The sequence below is a fragment of the Pedobacter sp. AC402 genome, from assembly GCF_979252805.1.
The window spans coordinates 446,967-463,880 of record NZ_CEEDAI010000007.1; the positions used below are offsets into that span (position 1 = coordinate 446,967).

At 38.6% G+C, this 16,914-nt stretch carries 19 protein-coding genes, 1 tRNA gene and 2 pseudogenes; 15 read left to right on the forward strand and 7 right to left on the reverse strand.

The features are described 5' to 3' along the window. Position 1 precedes the first annotated feature (1 nt). The 5 genes from AC0IWE_RS08705 to AC0IWE_RS08725 all read left to right on the forward strand — a co-directional run bounded on the left by AC0IWE_RS08705 (position 2) and on the right by AC0IWE_RS08725 (position 3,688). The gene (locus tag AC0IWE_RS08705; protein WP_471792754.1) at positions 2–805 is read left to right on the forward strand and encodes a nitrilase family protein; all 804 of its coding nucleotides are present in this window, start codon (positions 2–4) and stop codon (positions 803–805) included. 149 nt (positions 806–954) lie between these two features. Further along, positions 955–1,809, forward strand: coding sequence for a N(4)-(beta-N-acetylglucosaminyl)-L-asparaginase (locus tag AC0IWE_RS08710; protein ID WP_471792755.1), 855 nt, complete (start codon positions 955–957; stop codon positions 1,807–1,809). Next, positions 1,775–1,990, forward strand: a complete 216-nt coding sequence (locus tag AC0IWE_RS08715) for a hypothetical protein (protein ID WP_471792756.1) — start codon at positions 1,775–1,777, stop codon at positions 1,988–1,990. Before AC0IWE_RS08710 ends, AC0IWE_RS08715 begins: the two co-directional genes overlap by 35 nt. Before the next feature lie 33 nt (positions 1,991–2,023). Continuing rightward, entirely contained in the window at positions 2,024–2,455 is a 432-nt protein-coding gene (locus AC0IWE_RS08720; protein WP_471792757.1) for a YegJ family protein, read from the forward strand. A gap of 471 nt (positions 2,456–2,926) precedes the next feature. After that, the gene (locus AC0IWE_RS08725) at positions 2,927–3,688 is read left to right on the forward strand and encodes a copper homeostasis protein CutC (protein ID WP_471792758.1); all 762 of its coding nucleotides are present in this window, start codon (positions 2,927–2,929) and stop codon (positions 3,686–3,688) included. A 2,099-nt stretch (positions 3,689–5,787) separates the two neighbouring features. Here the strand turns inward: AC0IWE_RS08725 and AC0IWE_RS08730 are convergent. Then, on the reverse strand, positions 5,788–5,958 hold the full coding sequence (locus tag AC0IWE_RS08730) for a hypothetical protein (protein WP_471792759.1): 171 nt from the start codon (positions 5,956–5,958) through the stop codon (positions 5,788–5,790). Next, entirely contained in the window at positions 5,921–6,646 is a 726-nt protein-coding gene (locus AC0IWE_RS08735; protein WP_471792760.1) for a D-alanine--D-alanine ligase, read from the reverse strand. The genes AC0IWE_RS08730 and AC0IWE_RS08735 overlap by 38 nt, the downstream gene beginning before the upstream one ends. A 211-nt stretch (positions 6,647–6,857) precedes the next feature. Between AC0IWE_RS08735 and AC0IWE_RS08740 the strand changes: the two genes are divergently transcribed. The 10 genes and pseudogenes from AC0IWE_RS08740 to AC0IWE_RS08785 all read left to right on the forward strand — a co-directional run bounded on the left by AC0IWE_RS08740 (position 6,858) and on the right by AC0IWE_RS08785 (position 12,999). After that, positions 6,858–7,244, forward strand: coding sequence for a PASTA domain-containing protein (locus AC0IWE_RS08740; protein ID WP_471792761.1), 387 nt, complete (start codon positions 6,858–6,860; stop codon positions 7,242–7,244). Between the two features lie 140 nt (positions 7,245–7,384). Continuing rightward, positions 7,385–7,627, forward strand: a complete 243-nt coding sequence (locus AC0IWE_RS08745) for a PASTA domain-containing protein (RefSeq protein WP_471792762.1) — start codon at positions 7,385–7,387, stop codon at positions 7,625–7,627. Positions 7,628–7,671: 44 nt separating this feature from the next. Continuing rightward, positions 7,672–7,866 carry a hypothetical protein gene (locus AC0IWE_RS08750; RefSeq protein ID WP_471792763.1) on the forward strand — a complete coding sequence of 65 codons (195 nt, stop codon included), beginning with the start codon at positions 7,672–7,674 and terminating at the stop codon, positions 7,864–7,866. Between the two features lie 35 nt (positions 7,867–7,901). Continuing rightward, a pseudogene (mltG, locus tag AC0IWE_RS08755) lies at positions 7,902–8,707 on the forward strand (endolytic transglycosylase MltG). Beyond that, entirely contained in the window at positions 8,707–9,114 is a 408-nt protein-coding gene (locus AC0IWE_RS08760; protein WP_471792764.1) for an acyl-CoA thioesterase, read from the forward strand. The pseudogene mltG and the gene AC0IWE_RS08760 overlap by 1 nt, the downstream one beginning before the upstream one ends. A 7-nt stretch (positions 9,115–9,121) precedes the next feature. Further along, positions 9,122–10,114, forward strand: a pseudogene (locus tag AC0IWE_RS08765) (YihY/virulence factor BrkB family protein). Between the two features lie 94 nt (positions 10,115–10,208). Beyond that, positions 10,209–10,294 (forward strand) — tRNA-Ser (locus AC0IWE_RS08770). Positions 10,295–10,771: 477 nt separating this feature from the next. Continuing rightward, entirely contained in the window at positions 10,772–11,071 is a 300-nt protein-coding gene (locus AC0IWE_RS08775; RefSeq protein WP_471792765.1) for a hypothetical protein, read from the forward strand. 49 nt (positions 11,072–11,120) lie between these two features. Next, the gene (locus tag AC0IWE_RS08780) at positions 11,121–11,675 is read left to right on the forward strand and encodes a hypothetical protein (protein ID WP_471792766.1); all 555 of its coding nucleotides are present in this window, start codon (positions 11,121–11,123) and stop codon (positions 11,673–11,675) included. 631 nt (positions 11,676–12,306) lie between these two features. Beyond that, entirely contained in the window at positions 12,307–12,999 is a 693-nt protein-coding gene (locus tag AC0IWE_RS08785; RefSeq protein ID WP_471792767.1) for a DUF429 domain-containing protein, read from the forward strand. A gap of 173 nt (positions 13,000–13,172) precedes the next feature. On the opposite strand, the gene AC0IWE_RS08790 is transcribed toward AC0IWE_RS08785, so the two are convergent. The 5 genes from AC0IWE_RS08790 to AC0IWE_RS08810 all read right to left on the reverse strand — a co-directional run bounded on the left by AC0IWE_RS08790 (position 13,173) and on the right by AC0IWE_RS08810 (position 16,341). Further along, positions 13,173–13,562, reverse strand: coding sequence for a hypothetical protein (locus AC0IWE_RS08790; protein ID WP_471792768.1), 390 nt, complete (start codon positions 13,560–13,562; stop codon positions 13,173–13,175). Further along, positions 13,537–14,289, reverse strand: a complete 753-nt coding sequence (locus AC0IWE_RS08795) for an FAD binding domain-containing protein (protein ID WP_471792769.1) — start codon at positions 14,287–14,289, stop codon at positions 13,537–13,539. The genes AC0IWE_RS08790 and AC0IWE_RS08795 overlap by 26 nt, the downstream gene beginning before the upstream one ends. Then, positions 14,286–15,467: an MFS transporter gene (locus AC0IWE_RS08800; protein WP_471792770.1), complete on the reverse strand. Its 1,182-nt coding sequence runs from the start codon at positions 15,465–15,467 to the stop codon at positions 14,286–14,288. The genes AC0IWE_RS08795 and AC0IWE_RS08800 overlap by 4 nt, the downstream gene beginning before the upstream one ends. A 131-nt stretch (positions 15,468–15,598) precedes the next feature. After that, positions 15,599–15,907, reverse strand: a complete 309-nt coding sequence (locus AC0IWE_RS08805; protein ID WP_471792771.1) for a cyclic nucleotide-binding domain-containing protein — start codon at positions 15,905–15,907, stop codon at positions 15,599–15,601. Positions 15,908–15,960: 53 nt separating this feature from the next. Continuing rightward, on the reverse strand, positions 15,961–16,341 hold the full coding sequence (locus tag AC0IWE_RS08810; protein ID WP_471792772.1) for a hypothetical protein: 381 nt from the start codon (positions 16,339–16,341) through the stop codon (positions 15,961–15,963). Positions 16,342–16,914: the final 573 nt, after the last annotated feature.

The window sequence follows — 16,914 nt, forward strand, 5'->3', positions numbered from 1 at the left end:
AATGGAAGCACCTGTTTACACTCAAATAGAAAACCTGAAAGTAACTGTCTTTCAAGCTTATCTTTTTTGGGAAAACATAGAAAAAAACCTGTTAAACCTGGCCCTACGTTTATCGATGGGTGTTCGGGAGAAAACAGATATCATTATTTTGCCAGAGATGTTTAATACAGGTTTCAGTATGAATTCGGAAACGCTGGCAGAAGAAATGGGTGGAAAAACCATGCAATGGATGCAAAAAATGGCCCACCAATACAATTGTGTGGTTACCGGCAGCTTAATTATAAAAGAAAACAACCAATATTACAACAGATTAATCTGGATGGAACCAGATGGTAAACACCAGCATTACGATAAACGCCATCTTTTTGGTATGGGCAATGAAGACGATCATTTTAGCCCAGGTAAAGAAAAATTGATTGTTGAGCTTAAAGGATGGAAAATCAGGCTGGCCATTTGTTACGATCTCCGTTTCCCTGTATGGTTGCGCAATGTAGACCAGGAATATGATATCCTGCTTTTGGTTGCCAACTGGCCTGATAAACGTTCGGCACACTGGAAGGCTTTAATTCCGGCAAGGGCGATAGAAAACCAAAGTTATGTAATTGCCGTTAATCGCGTTGGTCATGACGGAAACCAGATTTACCACAGCGGATTATCCATGTGTTTAGATCCTTATGGCAATACCGTTTATTACAAACCAGAAGATGAAGATTTGTATACCTTTAGCATAAATTATGAGGAACTGGTAAAAATCAGACGACAATTCCCTTTTCTTAAAGATGCAGACAGGTTTACCATTGAGTAACTGATGATCTAAAAAATCAATCAACAGCTTGAACAATACCAATGAGCAAATTCATAATTTAGCATTAAAAAACCCAGCAATCAGTTAAACGATTAACTAATTTCAACAATTTAACCAGTTAACCCCCATTCTAACAATTAACCACCTACATGTTTAACCGCCGTAAATTCATTAAAACATCTGCCCTATCTGCCGGATTACTGGCTATTGATAAAAGTAGTATTGCCGAAATAGTGCCTCAAAAAGATTCAAAGGAAAAAAACTATCCTATTGTTATATCTACCTGGGATTTCGGAATTGCGGCAAATGCCGATGCCTGGAAAGTACTATCATCTGGCGGACGAGCATTAGATGCTGTTGAACAAGGGGTTTGGGTGCCCGAGGCTGATGAAAAAAATCAATCAGTTGGTTATGGCGGTTTGCCTGATCGCGATGGTAATGTAACACTTGATGCCTGTATTATGGACGAACTGGGCAATTGTGGTGCTGTTTTGGCATTAGAGCACATTAAACATCCAATTTCAGTAGCCCGCAAGGTTATGGAAAAAACACCACATGTAATGTTGGCTGGCGATGGAGCATTACAGTTTGCCTTGGAACAGGGTTTTAAAAAAGAAAACCTGCTTACGCCTGCCAGCGAAAAGGCATGGAAAGAGTGGTTAAAAACAGCGAAGTATGCTCCGGTAATGAATATCGAGAATAAACTTTACGAAAAAGCCGCTCCACAAAAATTGCCAGGTAACCAGTACAACCACGATACCATTGGCATGTTGGCAATTGATGCCAAAGGAAATATTTCTGGTGCATGTACTACAAGTGGCATGGCTTACAAACTTCATGGCCGTATTGGCGATAGTCCGATTATTGGAGCTGGTTTATACGTAGACAATGAGGTAGGTGGAATCAACTTCAACGGGTGTTGGCGAGGAAGTGGTGCGAAATGTTGGCTCGTTCTTAGTAGTAGAATTAATGCGCCAGGGTTATACTCCAGAAGCAGCTTGTAAAGAGGCAGTTATGCGAATTATCAAAAAGAAACCAGAAACAGCCAAAAATATTCAGGTGGGTTTTTTGGCCATCAACAAAAAGGGCGAATATGGTGCCTATGCCATTCAACAAGGTTTCAGTTATGCGGTTTGCAATGCAGAGAAACAAGATCTTTTAATAAAAGGTAAAAGTTATTATTAAGTAACATCCCAAAAAATATAAAAAAAACGCTCGATGGGATTATTATCTAAAATTTTCGGCAAAAAAAATGTGGAGGAGCGTAAGGGTGAACCTGATATGGTTTATATCCCCAACGAAGATGAACGCATGAAATGGGCAATAGAAAAAGCCAGGTTAACACTTTGGTATTTCGAAGAAAGCCTTGCCAACCCACAACCACACCATGCTTATTTCTCGGTTAAGGTTCATATTATCGATGGCAAAAACAGTGAACATATTTGGTTAACAGAGCCGCATTTTGATGATGAAGGCAATCTTTTCGGTACAGTTGGTAATGAACCTGTAGATGTAAAAACTGTTCGTTTGAATCAAAAAATTGGAATTAACCGCAATTTGATATCAGACTGGATGAGTATAAGAAAATGGCCGTTTAATAGGGGGATATACCATAAGGGCGATACGAGACGGCGTTCCGGAAAAAGATAGAGCAGCTTTTGACAATAGCATAGGCTTATACATTGACGAAGGCATAGATCATTTTAAAGCAAATCTCGATACACCTGAAGGTGCTATTCTGGCAATTGAACAGGCTTACATCAATCAAGATTTAAATGCAGCATTAGCTTGTAAAGATTTTTATGAGGAAGCTAAATCACTGCTTTCGGTAATGAATATGAAAATCAACCATGACATTATTAATGAAACCGCTGAAGTAGCTCGAATTATCTTTCATAAACAGCATCGAAGAACATGGTTTTCCAGATTTCTCTACCGTACAAAATGCTTTTCCTGAACGTAAAAAAATCGACGATACCCACTACCTGATTACTGAGGTTTGCTGGTACCCTGACGGAGGAAAATCGGTACAACTGCTTAATACTTACAAATCGCCAAAGGGATGGGTGGTTTTAGGTCCGGCAGGACCACAGGAATAATTTTAATCAATTAAACAGAAATATGAATAGTGAAAAGGTAATTGGTTGCTTGGAAGTATGTGCAAATTCTTACCGTTCGGCATTGGCTGCCCAAAACGGTGGTGCCAAAAGGGTTGAGTTTTGCGATAACCTTGCCGAAGGTGGTACCACACCAAGTTATGCTCAGATTGCTTTGGCAAAGAAGAATTTATCAATCGAGGTGTGGCCAATTATCCGCCCGAGGGGTGGCGATTTTTTATATGACGACATAGAGTTTGAGTTAATGAAAGAGGATATAAAAATCTGTAAATCATTAAAATGCGAAGGCATTGTTATAGGAATACTTAAAGAAAACGGTTCTATTGATATACAAAGATGTGCGGAACTTATTGAACTTGCGAAACCGATGGAAGTTGCTTTCCACCGTGCGTTTGATATGAGTAATGATATGGATCAGGCTCTGGAAGATTTAATTTCACTTAAAATTAAGCGGTTGCTCACTTCAGGAGGCGCTCCTTCTGCCATACTTGGTGCCGAAAAGCTCGCCCAACTCATAAAACAAGCAGATGGCCGCATCATCATTATGCCCGGTGCAGGCATAAACGAAAACAACATTAAAAACTTAATGGAACTAACGGGTGCAACGCAGTTTCATGCTTCGGCGAAAGAATTTGTAGCCAGCAAAATGAAGTTCCGAAACACCGAAACCAAAATGGGTAGCATTGAAGATGAATACCAATACGAGCTCACTTCAGAAAAAAAAGTTAAGGCTTTGGTTGATTGTATAAATGAAGTTGTTAGCTAAGCAGTAGAAAAAGAAGTTGTATTTAGCGTTTAAGAGGTATTTGATAAGATCTTCGACTACGCTCAGACTGACAATTTTATTATTATGTAAATAGTCTTCGTTTGTAATGAGGATTTATGAAATTCACATTTTGAATGCGTGAATAATCAGAATTAATGGCGATAAAATCGCCATTCTCAGTCATTCCCGTTACGAACGAGGACGATGAATCAAAAGGTGAATAGTACTTATTTATAACAAGGATTTCTGAAATTCGCATTTTTAATGCGTGAATAATCAGAATTAATGGCGATAAAATCGCCTTTCTCGATCATCCTCGTTACAAACGAGGACGATGAATTAAGTGGTAAATAGCCCTCGTTTTTAACAAAGATTTATGAAATTCGCATTTTTAATGCGTAATTATAAGCACTAATGGCGATAAAATCGCCTTTCTCGTATCATCCTCGTTACAAACGAGGACGATGAATCAAAAGGTAAATAGTCCTCGTTTGTAACGAGGATTCAAGAGATTTGCATTTTTAATGCGTAAATAATCAGAATTAATGGCGATAAAATCGCCTTTCTCGATCATCCTCGTTACAAACGAGGACGATGAATCAAAAGGTAAATAGTCCTCGTTTGTAACGAGGATTCAAGAGATTTGCATTTTTAATGCGTAAATAATCAGAATTAATGGCGATAAAATCGCCTTTCTCGATCATCCTCGTTACAAACGAGGACGATGAATCAAAAGGTAAATAGTCCTCGTTTTTAACGAGGATTCAAGAGATTCGCATTTTTAATGCGTTAATTATGGCGATAAAATCGCCTTTCTCTGTCATCCTTGTTACAAAAGAACACGATGAATTAAGCCGTCTTCGACTATGCTCAAGCTGACGATCAAGTTAATATTTGATACACAAAGACTAAAAATGAAATTACTTTTTAAAACTTACAACTTTCTTGTGCTTTTAGGCGTTTTGCTTTTAATTATTTCATTTTTCATTCCTTTAGTCAATCTGGATATTAATCTACATGATACTTATTATGTAATTACAAACATCAATTGTATAAGATATTTAGCTATTTTCTTATTTATCGTCGCTTTATTGTATAAACTATTGAGCCCCTATTTAGCCTGGAACACATTAAGCTGGATAGCATGTTCTACTATCAATTTTCGCTATATTTTGCTGCATCATTTATGAGTTACCGGTTGAGTAAGTTATTTGCTTTGGCAGAATTAACAGATGAAAATTCGATTGATTATTTCCAGCATTACAAACACACAAATTATGGTAGCAATTTCTGGCTTTATACTTGTTTCAATCTTTACCTATTATTAACTTAATTGCTGGTTTAACCAAACGAAAGCATTCTTTAGCCAAGCATATTTAAGGTTTATCCTTAAGAAATGGCACTTATGCAAAACTATACAACGATAAATTTTCTCGCTTTTCTTATCAAAATACGACCTAATCGCCGACTTCCGGGCACATAATGCAAGCCAGGTGTGAGGTAATGCAATAGGATAACCCTCGAATAACGATAATTAATTGGGGAGAGCAATAAAATACCGGCCAATATGAAACCTACATAATACCAGAGGTTTTCATAAACCGAATCAGAGACACTAAAACATAGGATGCAACACCGATGGTGATAATTTCAGCAACATTCATGGCGTAACTCACAAACATTGCCACGTCAGAAAAAACCAGGTTCGCGCTCGAATTTTAAATTGCAATGCGGGCAGTGCACATTTGTTTTTCTGTAATTTAAAAGCATAGGCACTTCCGCTAAAGATATCTCCCTCTACGGCAGCGTGGACATTTACATTGTATAAAAGCTTGAAATTTCGATAATACCGCCATAATCTCTCAACAAATTATGTCATTGAGTAGTTTGATTAATCTGTTAATTTCTGAATTCCTTACTCGCTTTAATCTTCAACTATAAGGCTTATGACTGCGAACGAACAAAACTAGCCAAGTGTTCTCTTTCATCAAACGTGTATAAAATTCTTTTAATGTAATGCCCATTGCAGCTACTTGCTGAGGAATAAAACTGGTAGCGGTTTGCCGCCTGGAATGGTATTGATCTCAATAAAATAAAACTTAACCAGTTTCGTGTTCCAGGAAATAATCGACCCTTACCACACCTCTGCAATTCAACTTTTTGTAAACGGCTGTAACTACCTGTTGCACGCGAACCAGTTCTTCATCGCTCATCCTCCCCGGGGTAATTTCTTCAGTAGATCCTGGTGTATATTTGGCTTCGGAATTCAAAAAATTCATTCTGAGGGATTACTTCCGTTGTAGGTAAAACCGTGATATTACCCTCGGCACCAAAAACGCCGATTGAAAACTCTCTCCCGCTAACAAATTCTTCGATTAAAATCTGGTCATCTTCCTGAAAAGCTTTATCAATCGCCCCGTCAAGATCATCAGCATGTTTCACTTTGCTCATGCCGATGCTGCTGCCTCCACTGTTTGGTTTTACAAAATAGGGTAATTTTAAATCTTGTTTAATCTTATCCAGACTGTAGTTTCCACCTTTAAATATCTGAACTGATTTGGCTGTATACAAGTGGTCAATTCCTTCTACAATGGCTTTTGTGTACCCTTTATTCATTGTAATTGATGAAGTTAAGGCATCACAAGTGGTGTAAGGAATGCCCAGCATATCGAAATACCCTTGGAGTTTTCCATCTTCGCCCGGCGAACCGTGAATGGCAATAAACACCCCGTCGAACTTTATCTTTCTTCCTTCAAGTGTTATCGAAAAATCGTTTTTATCTACATCAATTTTAACAGAATCGGCAGGCTCATAAAACCATCCCTTATCGTTAAGCATAATTTTATATACATCGTATAAGTTTGGATCGATATTTTGGGCAATTGTAGCTGCACTTTTTACCGAAACAACCCATTCGCCTGTGGTACCGCCTGTTAACAACGCAATCGTTTTCTTCATGTCAGAAATCCTTAATTAAATTGAATTTGAATGTAAATATATCCTCAAAAATATAAATATCTTTGTGCTTTAATAATATCGAAGGATAGAAATATTAAATGATTGAATGAGAGAATTAGTTATTGATTGAGTGGTGAATCAGATTCAGTAAGTCATTCGATAATTAAAATAGTTACATTTGAGCTTGTACGCATAACCCAAATTAAGATTCATGTCTAAATTTATAGATTATTTAAAAACCAAATCGTTTAGAAACAACATTTTAGCTGCTATATTAACTGTTGTTGCCCTGCTGCTGATCGCTTTTTTTAGCCTAAGGTATTATACAAAACATGGCGAAGGCTTAAATGTGCCAATGGTGAAAGGCTTATCTTTTGAGCAGGCGGTAAAGAAACTGGAAGATGCCGGATTGAAATATGAAGTAGATTCTGTTTTCATCATGGATCAGCCAGCGGGGATTGTAATTGATCAGGATCCTGACCCAAATACCTTTGTTAAAGATAACCGGACGATTTATTTAACCATTAATGCAGGCAAAACACCTAATACCAAATTCCCTGATGTTGCGTTTAAAACCTTACGGGAGGCACCGCCATAATTGAAAGTTCGAGATTAAAACTTGGCGATACCACTTATAAACCTGATGTAAGCCGTGATGTAGTTTTAGAAGCCTCTTTTGGCGGTCAGCCGATTACAGCCGGGCAGATTGTACCTGTAGGTTCGAGAATCAATCTGGTATTGGGAGACGGACGTGGCAATGAGGAAGTGGACATTCCACAATTAATGGGATTAACCATGGATGAGGCTAAATTTAGTTTAAGGGGTTCAAATTTAAGTTTGGGCACCATTATTTACGATGGACCAATTACCGACAGTGCTGCAGCCATTATTACCAAACAGGATCCTATGTTGGTTGATTCGGTAACAAAAGTAGCTATCGGCACAAAAATCAACATTACATTATCTAACAAACAACAATAAAATACGCACATTATACAGATGACTGAAGTAGAAAAAAAAAGAACATGAGATCTACTGGCAAAAAAGCGGCAATTATTGCTGCCCTTGTTGTGATCTTAATTGCCGGTTACTTTGCATTAAACCTTTACAGGCTATATTTTGCCCCTAACGTTACCGAAAACCAAAAATACCTATACATTAAAACCGGAAGCAGCTACGACGATTTAGTTGCTGAAATGAAAAAGAAAGACTCGTGGTAAAAAGTATTTCTTCTTTTAGTGCCGCAGCTGGAAAAATGAACCTGGCTACCAATGTTAAACCAGGGCGTTACCGCCTGAAGAAAGGGATGACAAACCGTACCCTGATCAATTTAATTAAAGCGGGTAACCAGGATCCTGTTAAATTGAAATTTCACAACATCCGCAAGAAAGAAAATTTTGCAGCTTACTTAGCCAGTAACCTGGAGGCTGATTCTTTGAGTTTTATTCATGTTTTGGATTCGACTGCATTAAGCAGCAAGTATGGCTTTAACCAGGATAATGTTTACGCCATGTTTATCCCCAATACTTACGAAATGTACTGGAATATTTCGCCAGTTGATTTTTTTGAGCGTATGCATAAAGAATACGATAAATTTTGGACGGCAGACCGTAAGCAAAAGGCAGCAAGTTTAAACCTCACTCCTTCGAGGTATATACTCTGGCTTCTATCGTTGATGCTGAAGCACTTTACGATAAAGAAATGCCGATTATTGCTGGTTTGTATTTGAACCGTTTAAATAAGGGAATATTATTGCAGGCCGACCCGACAGTTATTTTTGCCAATAATGATTTTACTGTTAAAAGGGTAACTGGCAAATTATTGCAGGTACAATCGCTTTACAATACGTATAAATATGCCGGCTTGCCTCCGGGCCCGATTATGATGCCGAGTATTAATGCCATTGATGCCGTGCTTAACCGCGACCAGAACAATTACATTTACATGTGTGCGAAAGAAGATTTTTCGGGCTACCATAACTTTGCGGCTGATAAAGCACAGCACGAAATTAATGCAAGGAAATACCGCGAGGCTTTAAATAAAAGAAATATATTTAAATAATGTATAGCCACAGCACAAAAATCAGGGTTCGTTATGGCGAAACCGATCAGATGGGTTATATGTATTATGGTAATTATGCCCAATATTACGAAGTTGGCCGTGTAGAAATGTTGCGCAGTTTGGGCATGAGTTACAGCGCAATGGAAGCCGACGGCATTATGATGCCTGTTTTAGAATTGAAATGCAAATACATTAAACCTGCACTTTACGATCAGGAGATTACCGTAAAAACAATTATTAAAACATTACCGGGTGTCAGAATTTTCTTTGATTATGAGTTGTATAATGAGAAAGAAGAATTGATAAATATCGGGGCTACCACCCTTGTATTTGTGGATATGCATAAAAACGAACCCACAAACCCGCCACAGAACTTTATGGAGAAGTTATCGGTATTTTTTAAGTAACAATAAAATGGAATGGTTACACAGGCAATTATTACATGTTAAGCTCTATTCGCGGTTTATCGAATGGACCAAAGGCTGTATATTGCCCGGTTTTAGTCCACTCCCATTGTATACCGTGGCCACATTTTTTCTTTCGCGAAATCGGAAAAGATTCACTGGTAAATAAATCTTCTTCTCTGGCTTATAGTTTTATGCTGGCCATTTTTCCGGGTATTATTTTCCTGTTTACATTAATTCCCTTTATCCCGATTAAAGGTTTCCAGGATCAGCTTTTAAACTTAATACAAACTGGTATTGCCACACAATGCCTTTGATGCTTTTGAAGCCACTTTAAAAGATATCATCAAAAACCAGAACAGGGGCTTATTATCTTTTGGTTTCCTTTCGGCGATATTTTTTGCTACCAATGGCGTTAAAAACCTGATGAAAGCTTTTAATAAATCATCGCTGATTATTGAAACCAGAGGCTGGTTAAAACAGCGTTTAATAGCCTTGGTACTTACCACAATTATTTGCTTTTCAATTATTATCTGCATTAGTGCAATGGCCCTTGGCGAGGTACTATTAAATAAAATTACCAACGAATTGCACATTAAAGATAGCTTTTTAGTTTACGCTGTTCAATTTACACGATGGGCTTTATTGGCTACCCTCTACTTTATTACCATTTCTATTTTATACCGATATGGGCCCTCACATACCAAAAAATGGCGATTGTTTAGTGCTGGATCGTGGCTTGCCACAATTTTTAGCCTTCATTACCATTTGGGGTTTTTCCTTCTACATCAATCACTTTGCTTCATATAACAAAGTTTACGGCTCCATTGGTACACTAATCGTTGTAATGATCTGGTTATATTTAAATTCGTTGATTTTATTAATCGGTTTCGAATTAAATGCCAGCGTTGATGTAAGCAAACGGAGCGTTAAGATTATCCGCCCTACGTTTAATCTTTTCAAAAAATCTGAGCCAATAGAAGAAAACATACAGAAAAAATAATTTTTTCTCCCTCTGTGTTAAGGAATTATCAAGTTTAAATAAAAAAAAAGCATTCGGAGTTTGCAGTTTTAAGCTGAGTTTGTACTTTTGCAGCGGAGAGCTGGCAGAGTGGTCGAATGCGGCAGTCTTGAAAACTGTTGACTGTAACAGGTCCAGGGGGTTCGAATCCCTCGCTCTCCGCTTAAATGGTTTAAAAATAAAAAAGCCTGCAAATCGTATGATTGCAGGCTTTTTTTATTTGATTGGGATTTAGTAATAAAAGGGGCTCGGATGACTATTCTAAACCAAACCATAACCATTTATCAGATCCCGCCGTACAACTTTTGCCAGTAGCAAAGGTTTAGCGCATTGGCATTTTTCCTGATATTCAAAATTCCAGCGAATTCAATAAGAGGGTGTATACCAGCATCCTCTTTTTCCTATCTTAAACTTAATTCAGTAAGCATAATTTCCCGGTCTCAAAAAAGTCTAAATCCGTTTTAACCGACAAGATATTTTTGTGAGTTATGCTGTTTATTCAGGTCAAGCTTACGACGCTGACCGAAAGCCACGAGCATACTCAAATAAATTTAACAAACAGACAACAAGGTTCTAACCTTAAGGAAACATGAAAGACTTAATTTGGAAACACGTTTGTTTGTCGGAAACAGTTAGCGATTGCATAACAATCAAAAAAAACGGATACATTATGAAACAACAGGCCAGAACGATCCGGGAAGACTTGTGGATTTTGATTATAACAGGTACAGGCTACCTACATTTGTGATGCAATTTAAACCATCCGTCTATCAGGATGGTGATTCTTACTATGCCGTATTATCATTCGAAGATGAACACGATGTTTCGGGCCTGGGCACCTCGCCTGAAGACGCCCTAATCGATTGGAATGATAAGGTTTGTGAAATGCTTTCGCTGTCCGGATCATTAAAAGAATCAATGAGAGCCAAACGCAGATAAGCTGGCCTAAAGGCTGAACCATCTCTGCTTTTTACCTAAACCTATTCTTATGAACCAGCATGCCCCTACCGGCCTGGTATATTACCAGGACCAATACGATGAGCCGAATTTTCTTGGCAATTGCTATTTCGAGATCAAAAAACCGGCAGATTGTTCTATCACACAACTCCACCATTTTTATATGTTGTTAAAAAAGGGTAACAAGGTTTCGCCTGTAGATTTGCCACTAAAGATTTTCAGTGCAGCTTTTCTGGCATTTTGCTACAATGGCAAAAGGCTGGTAGGTATTTCAGCCATTAAAAAGCCTAGCTTAACTTATCTGAAAGATGTACATCAAAAAGCTGATATAAGCAATGGAATCCATCAAAATTTTCTGGAGGTAGGTTACTCTTTTACGCGTGAATCTGTCCGGAGAAAAGGAATCAGCAGTACCTTGAAACGAATGTTACTCAAAAAAATCAATGATCACCAGGGCATCCTGTTTTTCAACTACGGCCACTCCCAGCAGTCAGCGTTTTTTTGCTGTTCAATGGTTTTAGGCAAAAAGGGAATCCTTACCAGGGTAAGTTCGATAATAATATCATTTACTTCGAGAAGAATGTAACTGCCTGATTTCAATTAGCTGAATTATGGTTTGAGGTAAAACAGAATAAGCCACAACATCCATTGCAGCTTATTACTAACCAAATATAACCAATATCTATGATATTTATTCTTCAAAACTAACACGGGAAGATGAAAAATAAATGAAGTTTTATCAATGCAGGGCATTGAACAGATGAACGACAAATCTTTCGTTATTGGAGTTGTAGAGGAAGGAATCGAACCTTCAGCCTGCTACCAAAAAGCGCTCTACATCGATCATTTTCTATTGATCACCGCAAAAGTAGTGACTTAGCTGACATTAAAAAGCGTTAACCAAAAGCTTAACAGTTTGATAATAAACCGCTACAAAAGTGTTTTTTCGAACCTGTTTAACTTAAACAAAGGATAATGTGAAAAAACCTTCCCCTTTATGTTTCTATAAAGCTTCCAACTTCATATCCTATTAAAAAATGATGTTAATTTATAAGCTAAAATCATAATTCCGTTAAAATGGTTCGGCAGTATGAATCCTTCAGTATATCATTTTACTTTCACCGATATTTGCCATCTGTAACGTTCATTGTAAAAGGCGAAAGCCTTAATGGCTATCAAAAAATGATCAGCAATTTATTATAGAGCCCACTAAAAAAATGTTAACATCCTTATATCAACAAAACAATGCCGAAACTGGTAATATTGCTCAGCAAGCGGTAATTGGTATTGATCTTACCGGTTCCGAAAAGAAACCTTCTGGCTGGGCAGTTTTGAAGAACAATATTGTTGAAACCAAAAGGGTTAAAACTGATCAGGAAATGATTGACCTGGCTATTGAACAACAACCAGCAGTTATCTCCATTGATGCTCCGCTTACACTGCCCCATGGCAGGCTTACGGTTTTTGACGACGACCCTGGAAGAAGTGAATTCGGAATTACCAGGTTGTGCGAACGCTTGTTGTTAAAGCGTGGCATCAGATCTTATCCGCCGTTGATTAAAAGCATGCAACAACTTACCCAAAGAGGTAAATCACTGGCATTGCAATTCAGGCAACTTGGGTATACTGTAATTGAGACGTTTCCCGGCGGCTGCCAGGATATACTTGGTTTAACACGCAAGCAAAAAGGTTTGCCAGAACTTATTGCAGGCATTTCGGCATTGGGTATAAGAGGTGAGTATTTAAAAACAAATATAAGCCATGATGAAGCAGATGCCATTACAGCTGCTATAGCTGGTCTGTTTTTCATTGCTGGTCAATATGAGTCGATAGGTAATCCGGAGGAAGGACAAATTATATTGCCTAAATTAAGCAGCACCGTTTTTGAAAATGAGGATTTACGTCCATAATAAAAATAGTAGCATTTAATTGCCTGAATACTTCGAAAGGTATTGATCTGGAACGATAACGATTTGTTATCGATACCTACAAATAACCTGATAGCTAAACCGCCACCATCGCCAGCATTTTATCCAACCTTTCTGGCTTGCCAGTCTACAATTCATGATGATGTACACTGATATTACTGGCCTAGCTGGCTCCTTAATGCAAGCTGTGTGCCATGGATAGCCAACGCTCTTGCATGTACAATCTGCTGATTGTTCCAGCCTTCGAGTGCGCTCTGAAGATTGCCAGCATCATGAATGGCCATGGCTAACGTAATTGCATCCCTATATGCCTTGGCCGAACCTGAGGCCGTATGGGGGCGCACCAGGAAGGCTGCATCGCCCAATATAGCAACCTGCCCTTTAAACATCTTCGGCACTTCCATATCCATAATAGCCTGTATAAAGGGTGCTTTAGTTTGGTACACTCTTTTTCTCAAAATTTCTGGTAGTTCGGCATCTGCCCTTGCCCTAAGCTCACTTAAGTTTTTATCACTCAGGTCAGCCGGCGGGAAGGGAAAATTCATGGACGTTTCCATTTTTATCGGTAAGAAGATCTTTAAGCTCTTGTAATGACTTATTCTGAAACCATACCCAGTTCAGGATACGTTTTCCTTCTCCGAGTTCACCACCAGGCCCTGGGATGGTATAACAAAGCAAATGTGAGTTTGCATAGGGATATATTGAAAACTTATCTGAAAAGAAATCAATTTCAGCTGTGCTGAGCTCGCTTTCCGAAATCAAACCCCTGTAAGCAATGTAACCTGCATACCTCGGATGAATTCCTGGAAATAGATGTGCTCTTACTGCAGAGTTTACTCCATCGGCACCGATAAGCAGATCGGCCTGGATAACCCGGCCATTTTTAAAACTCGCCCAAACCTGTCCTTCCTCATTACGAATACTTGTTAACTCATATCCCTGATGATATTTTGAGGATGGGAAAGCATTTCTGAGTTGTTTCCACAGGTAATTCCATGAAGTAAAAACCGTATCGTTTGGATAAATCAATGATGGATTCCCCTTATCATCGAGTACCTGACGTTGGGCTGCCAAAACACCAAAGATTTCCTTTGTAGATACGCCAGCTTCGATAAGGTAATCCATCATATCGGGCTGGATTACAAGCCCTGCACCCCGATCTTTCAATTCATTAGCTGAGCGTTCATAAATATCTACATCAAAGCCCCTCTCCATCAGTGCAATTCCGGCACATAGCCCACCAATTGAGCCTCCTATTATTGTTATTTTCATTTCTTAAGTTGTTGAGTGTTTTTAGAAAAACGTTTTGTGAGTACCACATTTGCAATGGCCACCAAAGCCAGCACGGCCATGAATGTAGTGGATAAGCTCCACCCTCCCAATTGGTAAAATTGAATAGCAATGTAAGAACCCAATGCACCACCAATAAAATAACTGGTCATGTAAACCGTATTTATGCGGCTGTTTGCCTTTTCATCAAGTGTATATATTACGGCTATATTGGTAACCTGAGTGGCCTGTACACCAATATCCAAAAGCATAACAGTAACCCAGATAACAGCAATTGATCCTGGAAACAGCTTTAGCAGCAGTATACTAATGAGGGTTAGTGCGGTTGAAAATATCAGTGATCTTGCAGGAGATCCTTTATCTGCCATCTTACCAAAAACCGGAGCAACCAGGGCACCTGCGGCTGCAAGCAAACCAAACATGCCGATGCTTGATGATGAATAATTAAATTGGGCACCGCTGAGGTAAAAAGTAAGGCTTACCCAGAAAGCACTAAGGGTACCAAATGCCAACATACCGGTAAGTGCAGTTCTTCGCAATAAAGGGAACCTGCCAAGCTGGGCAAAAGTAGATTTTAGCAAACCTGTGTAGGTTCCACTAAAACGCTCTGCTGTTGAAGGGAAATCGCGCTGCATTAACACTGCTGTAACCGATACCATAATTGCAGAAATAATATATACGTATTGCCACCCTAACATACTTGTTATAAAACCGCTATAGACTCTTGCAACCAAAATTCCAATTAACAGACCGGTAAATATCTGCCCTACTATTTTACCACGGTTTTCTTTTACTAAACTGGCAGCCATGGGCAGAATTACCTGAGCCACTACTGAAAAAACTCCTATCAGTAAACTGCCTAAATAAAGAAGTATGATGTTCGGCGCAAAAGCCATAAGCAGAAGAGAAACTATCAATCCAATTTGAAGATAAAATATCAGTTGCTTACGCTCAATCATATCTCCTATGGGTGTAAGGAGGAACAGGCCAAGCCCGTAGCCAATTTGAGAAAATACAGAAATGTTACCGGCCTTTTCAATGCTGATGTGGAAATGTGTTGCCAGGGCCTGTAAAATAGGCTGGCTGTAATAAACGTTGGCAACTGCAATTCCTGCTGTAGTAGCCATAATCAATACCTGGGTTTTCGTTAGATTTGCCATTATATTTTGTGTTTTTACTTTTTAAAATGTGTTTCAGTAACAATACAAAGTTGGCAAGTCTTTATCTCTCTAACGATGAACTGGTTTAGGAAATGAGCACAAACTGGTTCAATGTAAAAAGTTGAAGTAGATTAACTTTTTTGAGTTACACGCTTATTGCGCAACTTTGAAAGGTATTCTGTAGTAATGCCCAGGAAAGATGCCAGTGCATATTGTGGTACTCTATTTACAATATCGGGATAACGTTCCTGAACAAATTCAAAACGCTGTTCTGCCGTTTTGGTTAAGTTTAAAATTACACGGCGGGCCATGTGTGCAGCGGTATGCTCGGCCAGCACCCGAAAGAAAGTTTCGAAGAGATGTTTCTGTTTTTTTAGTTGCTGCTCTGTTTCATAACTGATTTGCAAAATAATGCTGTCTTCCAGGGCCATTACGAACATTGAAGCCGGCTGTTGAAAAATGTAGCTATTGTAGTCGGTTATCCACCAATCTTCTATGGCAAACTGAATGGTATGTTCCTGCCCTCATCACCAATTACATAAGCCCTGAAACTTCCTTGTACTACATAAAATCTGTTTTTCGCAATAAATTCGGGCTGAACAATAAACTGTCTTTTCTTTACCCTCATCAATTTAAAGTTCCCGCAAAAATCATCGGCTTCGCTATCTGTGAAAGCATGGCGTTTTTGGATATGCATTTTAAGTTTGCTGAAATCTGTCATGGGATATGCGCTTATTTTTTTATCAGGGATTTGATTTGAGTACCAAGATAATGATTGTTTAAGATTTGCAGCAAACCAAACATCGAAAGGTTGAGCTGTTAAATCTGCTATATCTGACTGTTCAAACCCCAACATAAGTTTGCCCTTGCTCATATTTTTAACTTGAGCCGGCATATCATCCAAGTGGAATCCCGAATAAATACAGCTGATGATCAGCGGACTTAAATTTTTCAAACTTTTAATCAATGTGCATATCGTTAACGACCAATATTATGCGATTTTACTCTCCTGCAAGTTTGCAGCTACCAATTATGCGCGATTTTAGGCTTCTGCAAAAATGTAACGATCAATTTTATGCAATTTTGATCTCCTGCAAGTTTGCAGCTGCCAATTATGCGCGATTTTAGGCCCCTGCAGAAATGTAACGACCAATTTTATGCGATTTTGATCTCCTGCAAGTTTGCGACTGATAATTATGCGCGATTTTGGGCCCCTGCAGAAATGTAACGACCAATTTTATGCGATTTTGATCTCCTGCAAGTTTGCGACTGATAATTTTGCGCGATTTTAGGCCCCTGCGAAACGATGGAAAGAGACCTTCGACTACGCTCAGGGCGTTAAAGCTTTATCATTAACTTTTCTTCTTTTATTACAGTGAGGCAGCACAAGCTTTAATTGATTTATCCGAAATCAGTTCCAAGCCTTTCAGTTATGCCTTAGTGTTTG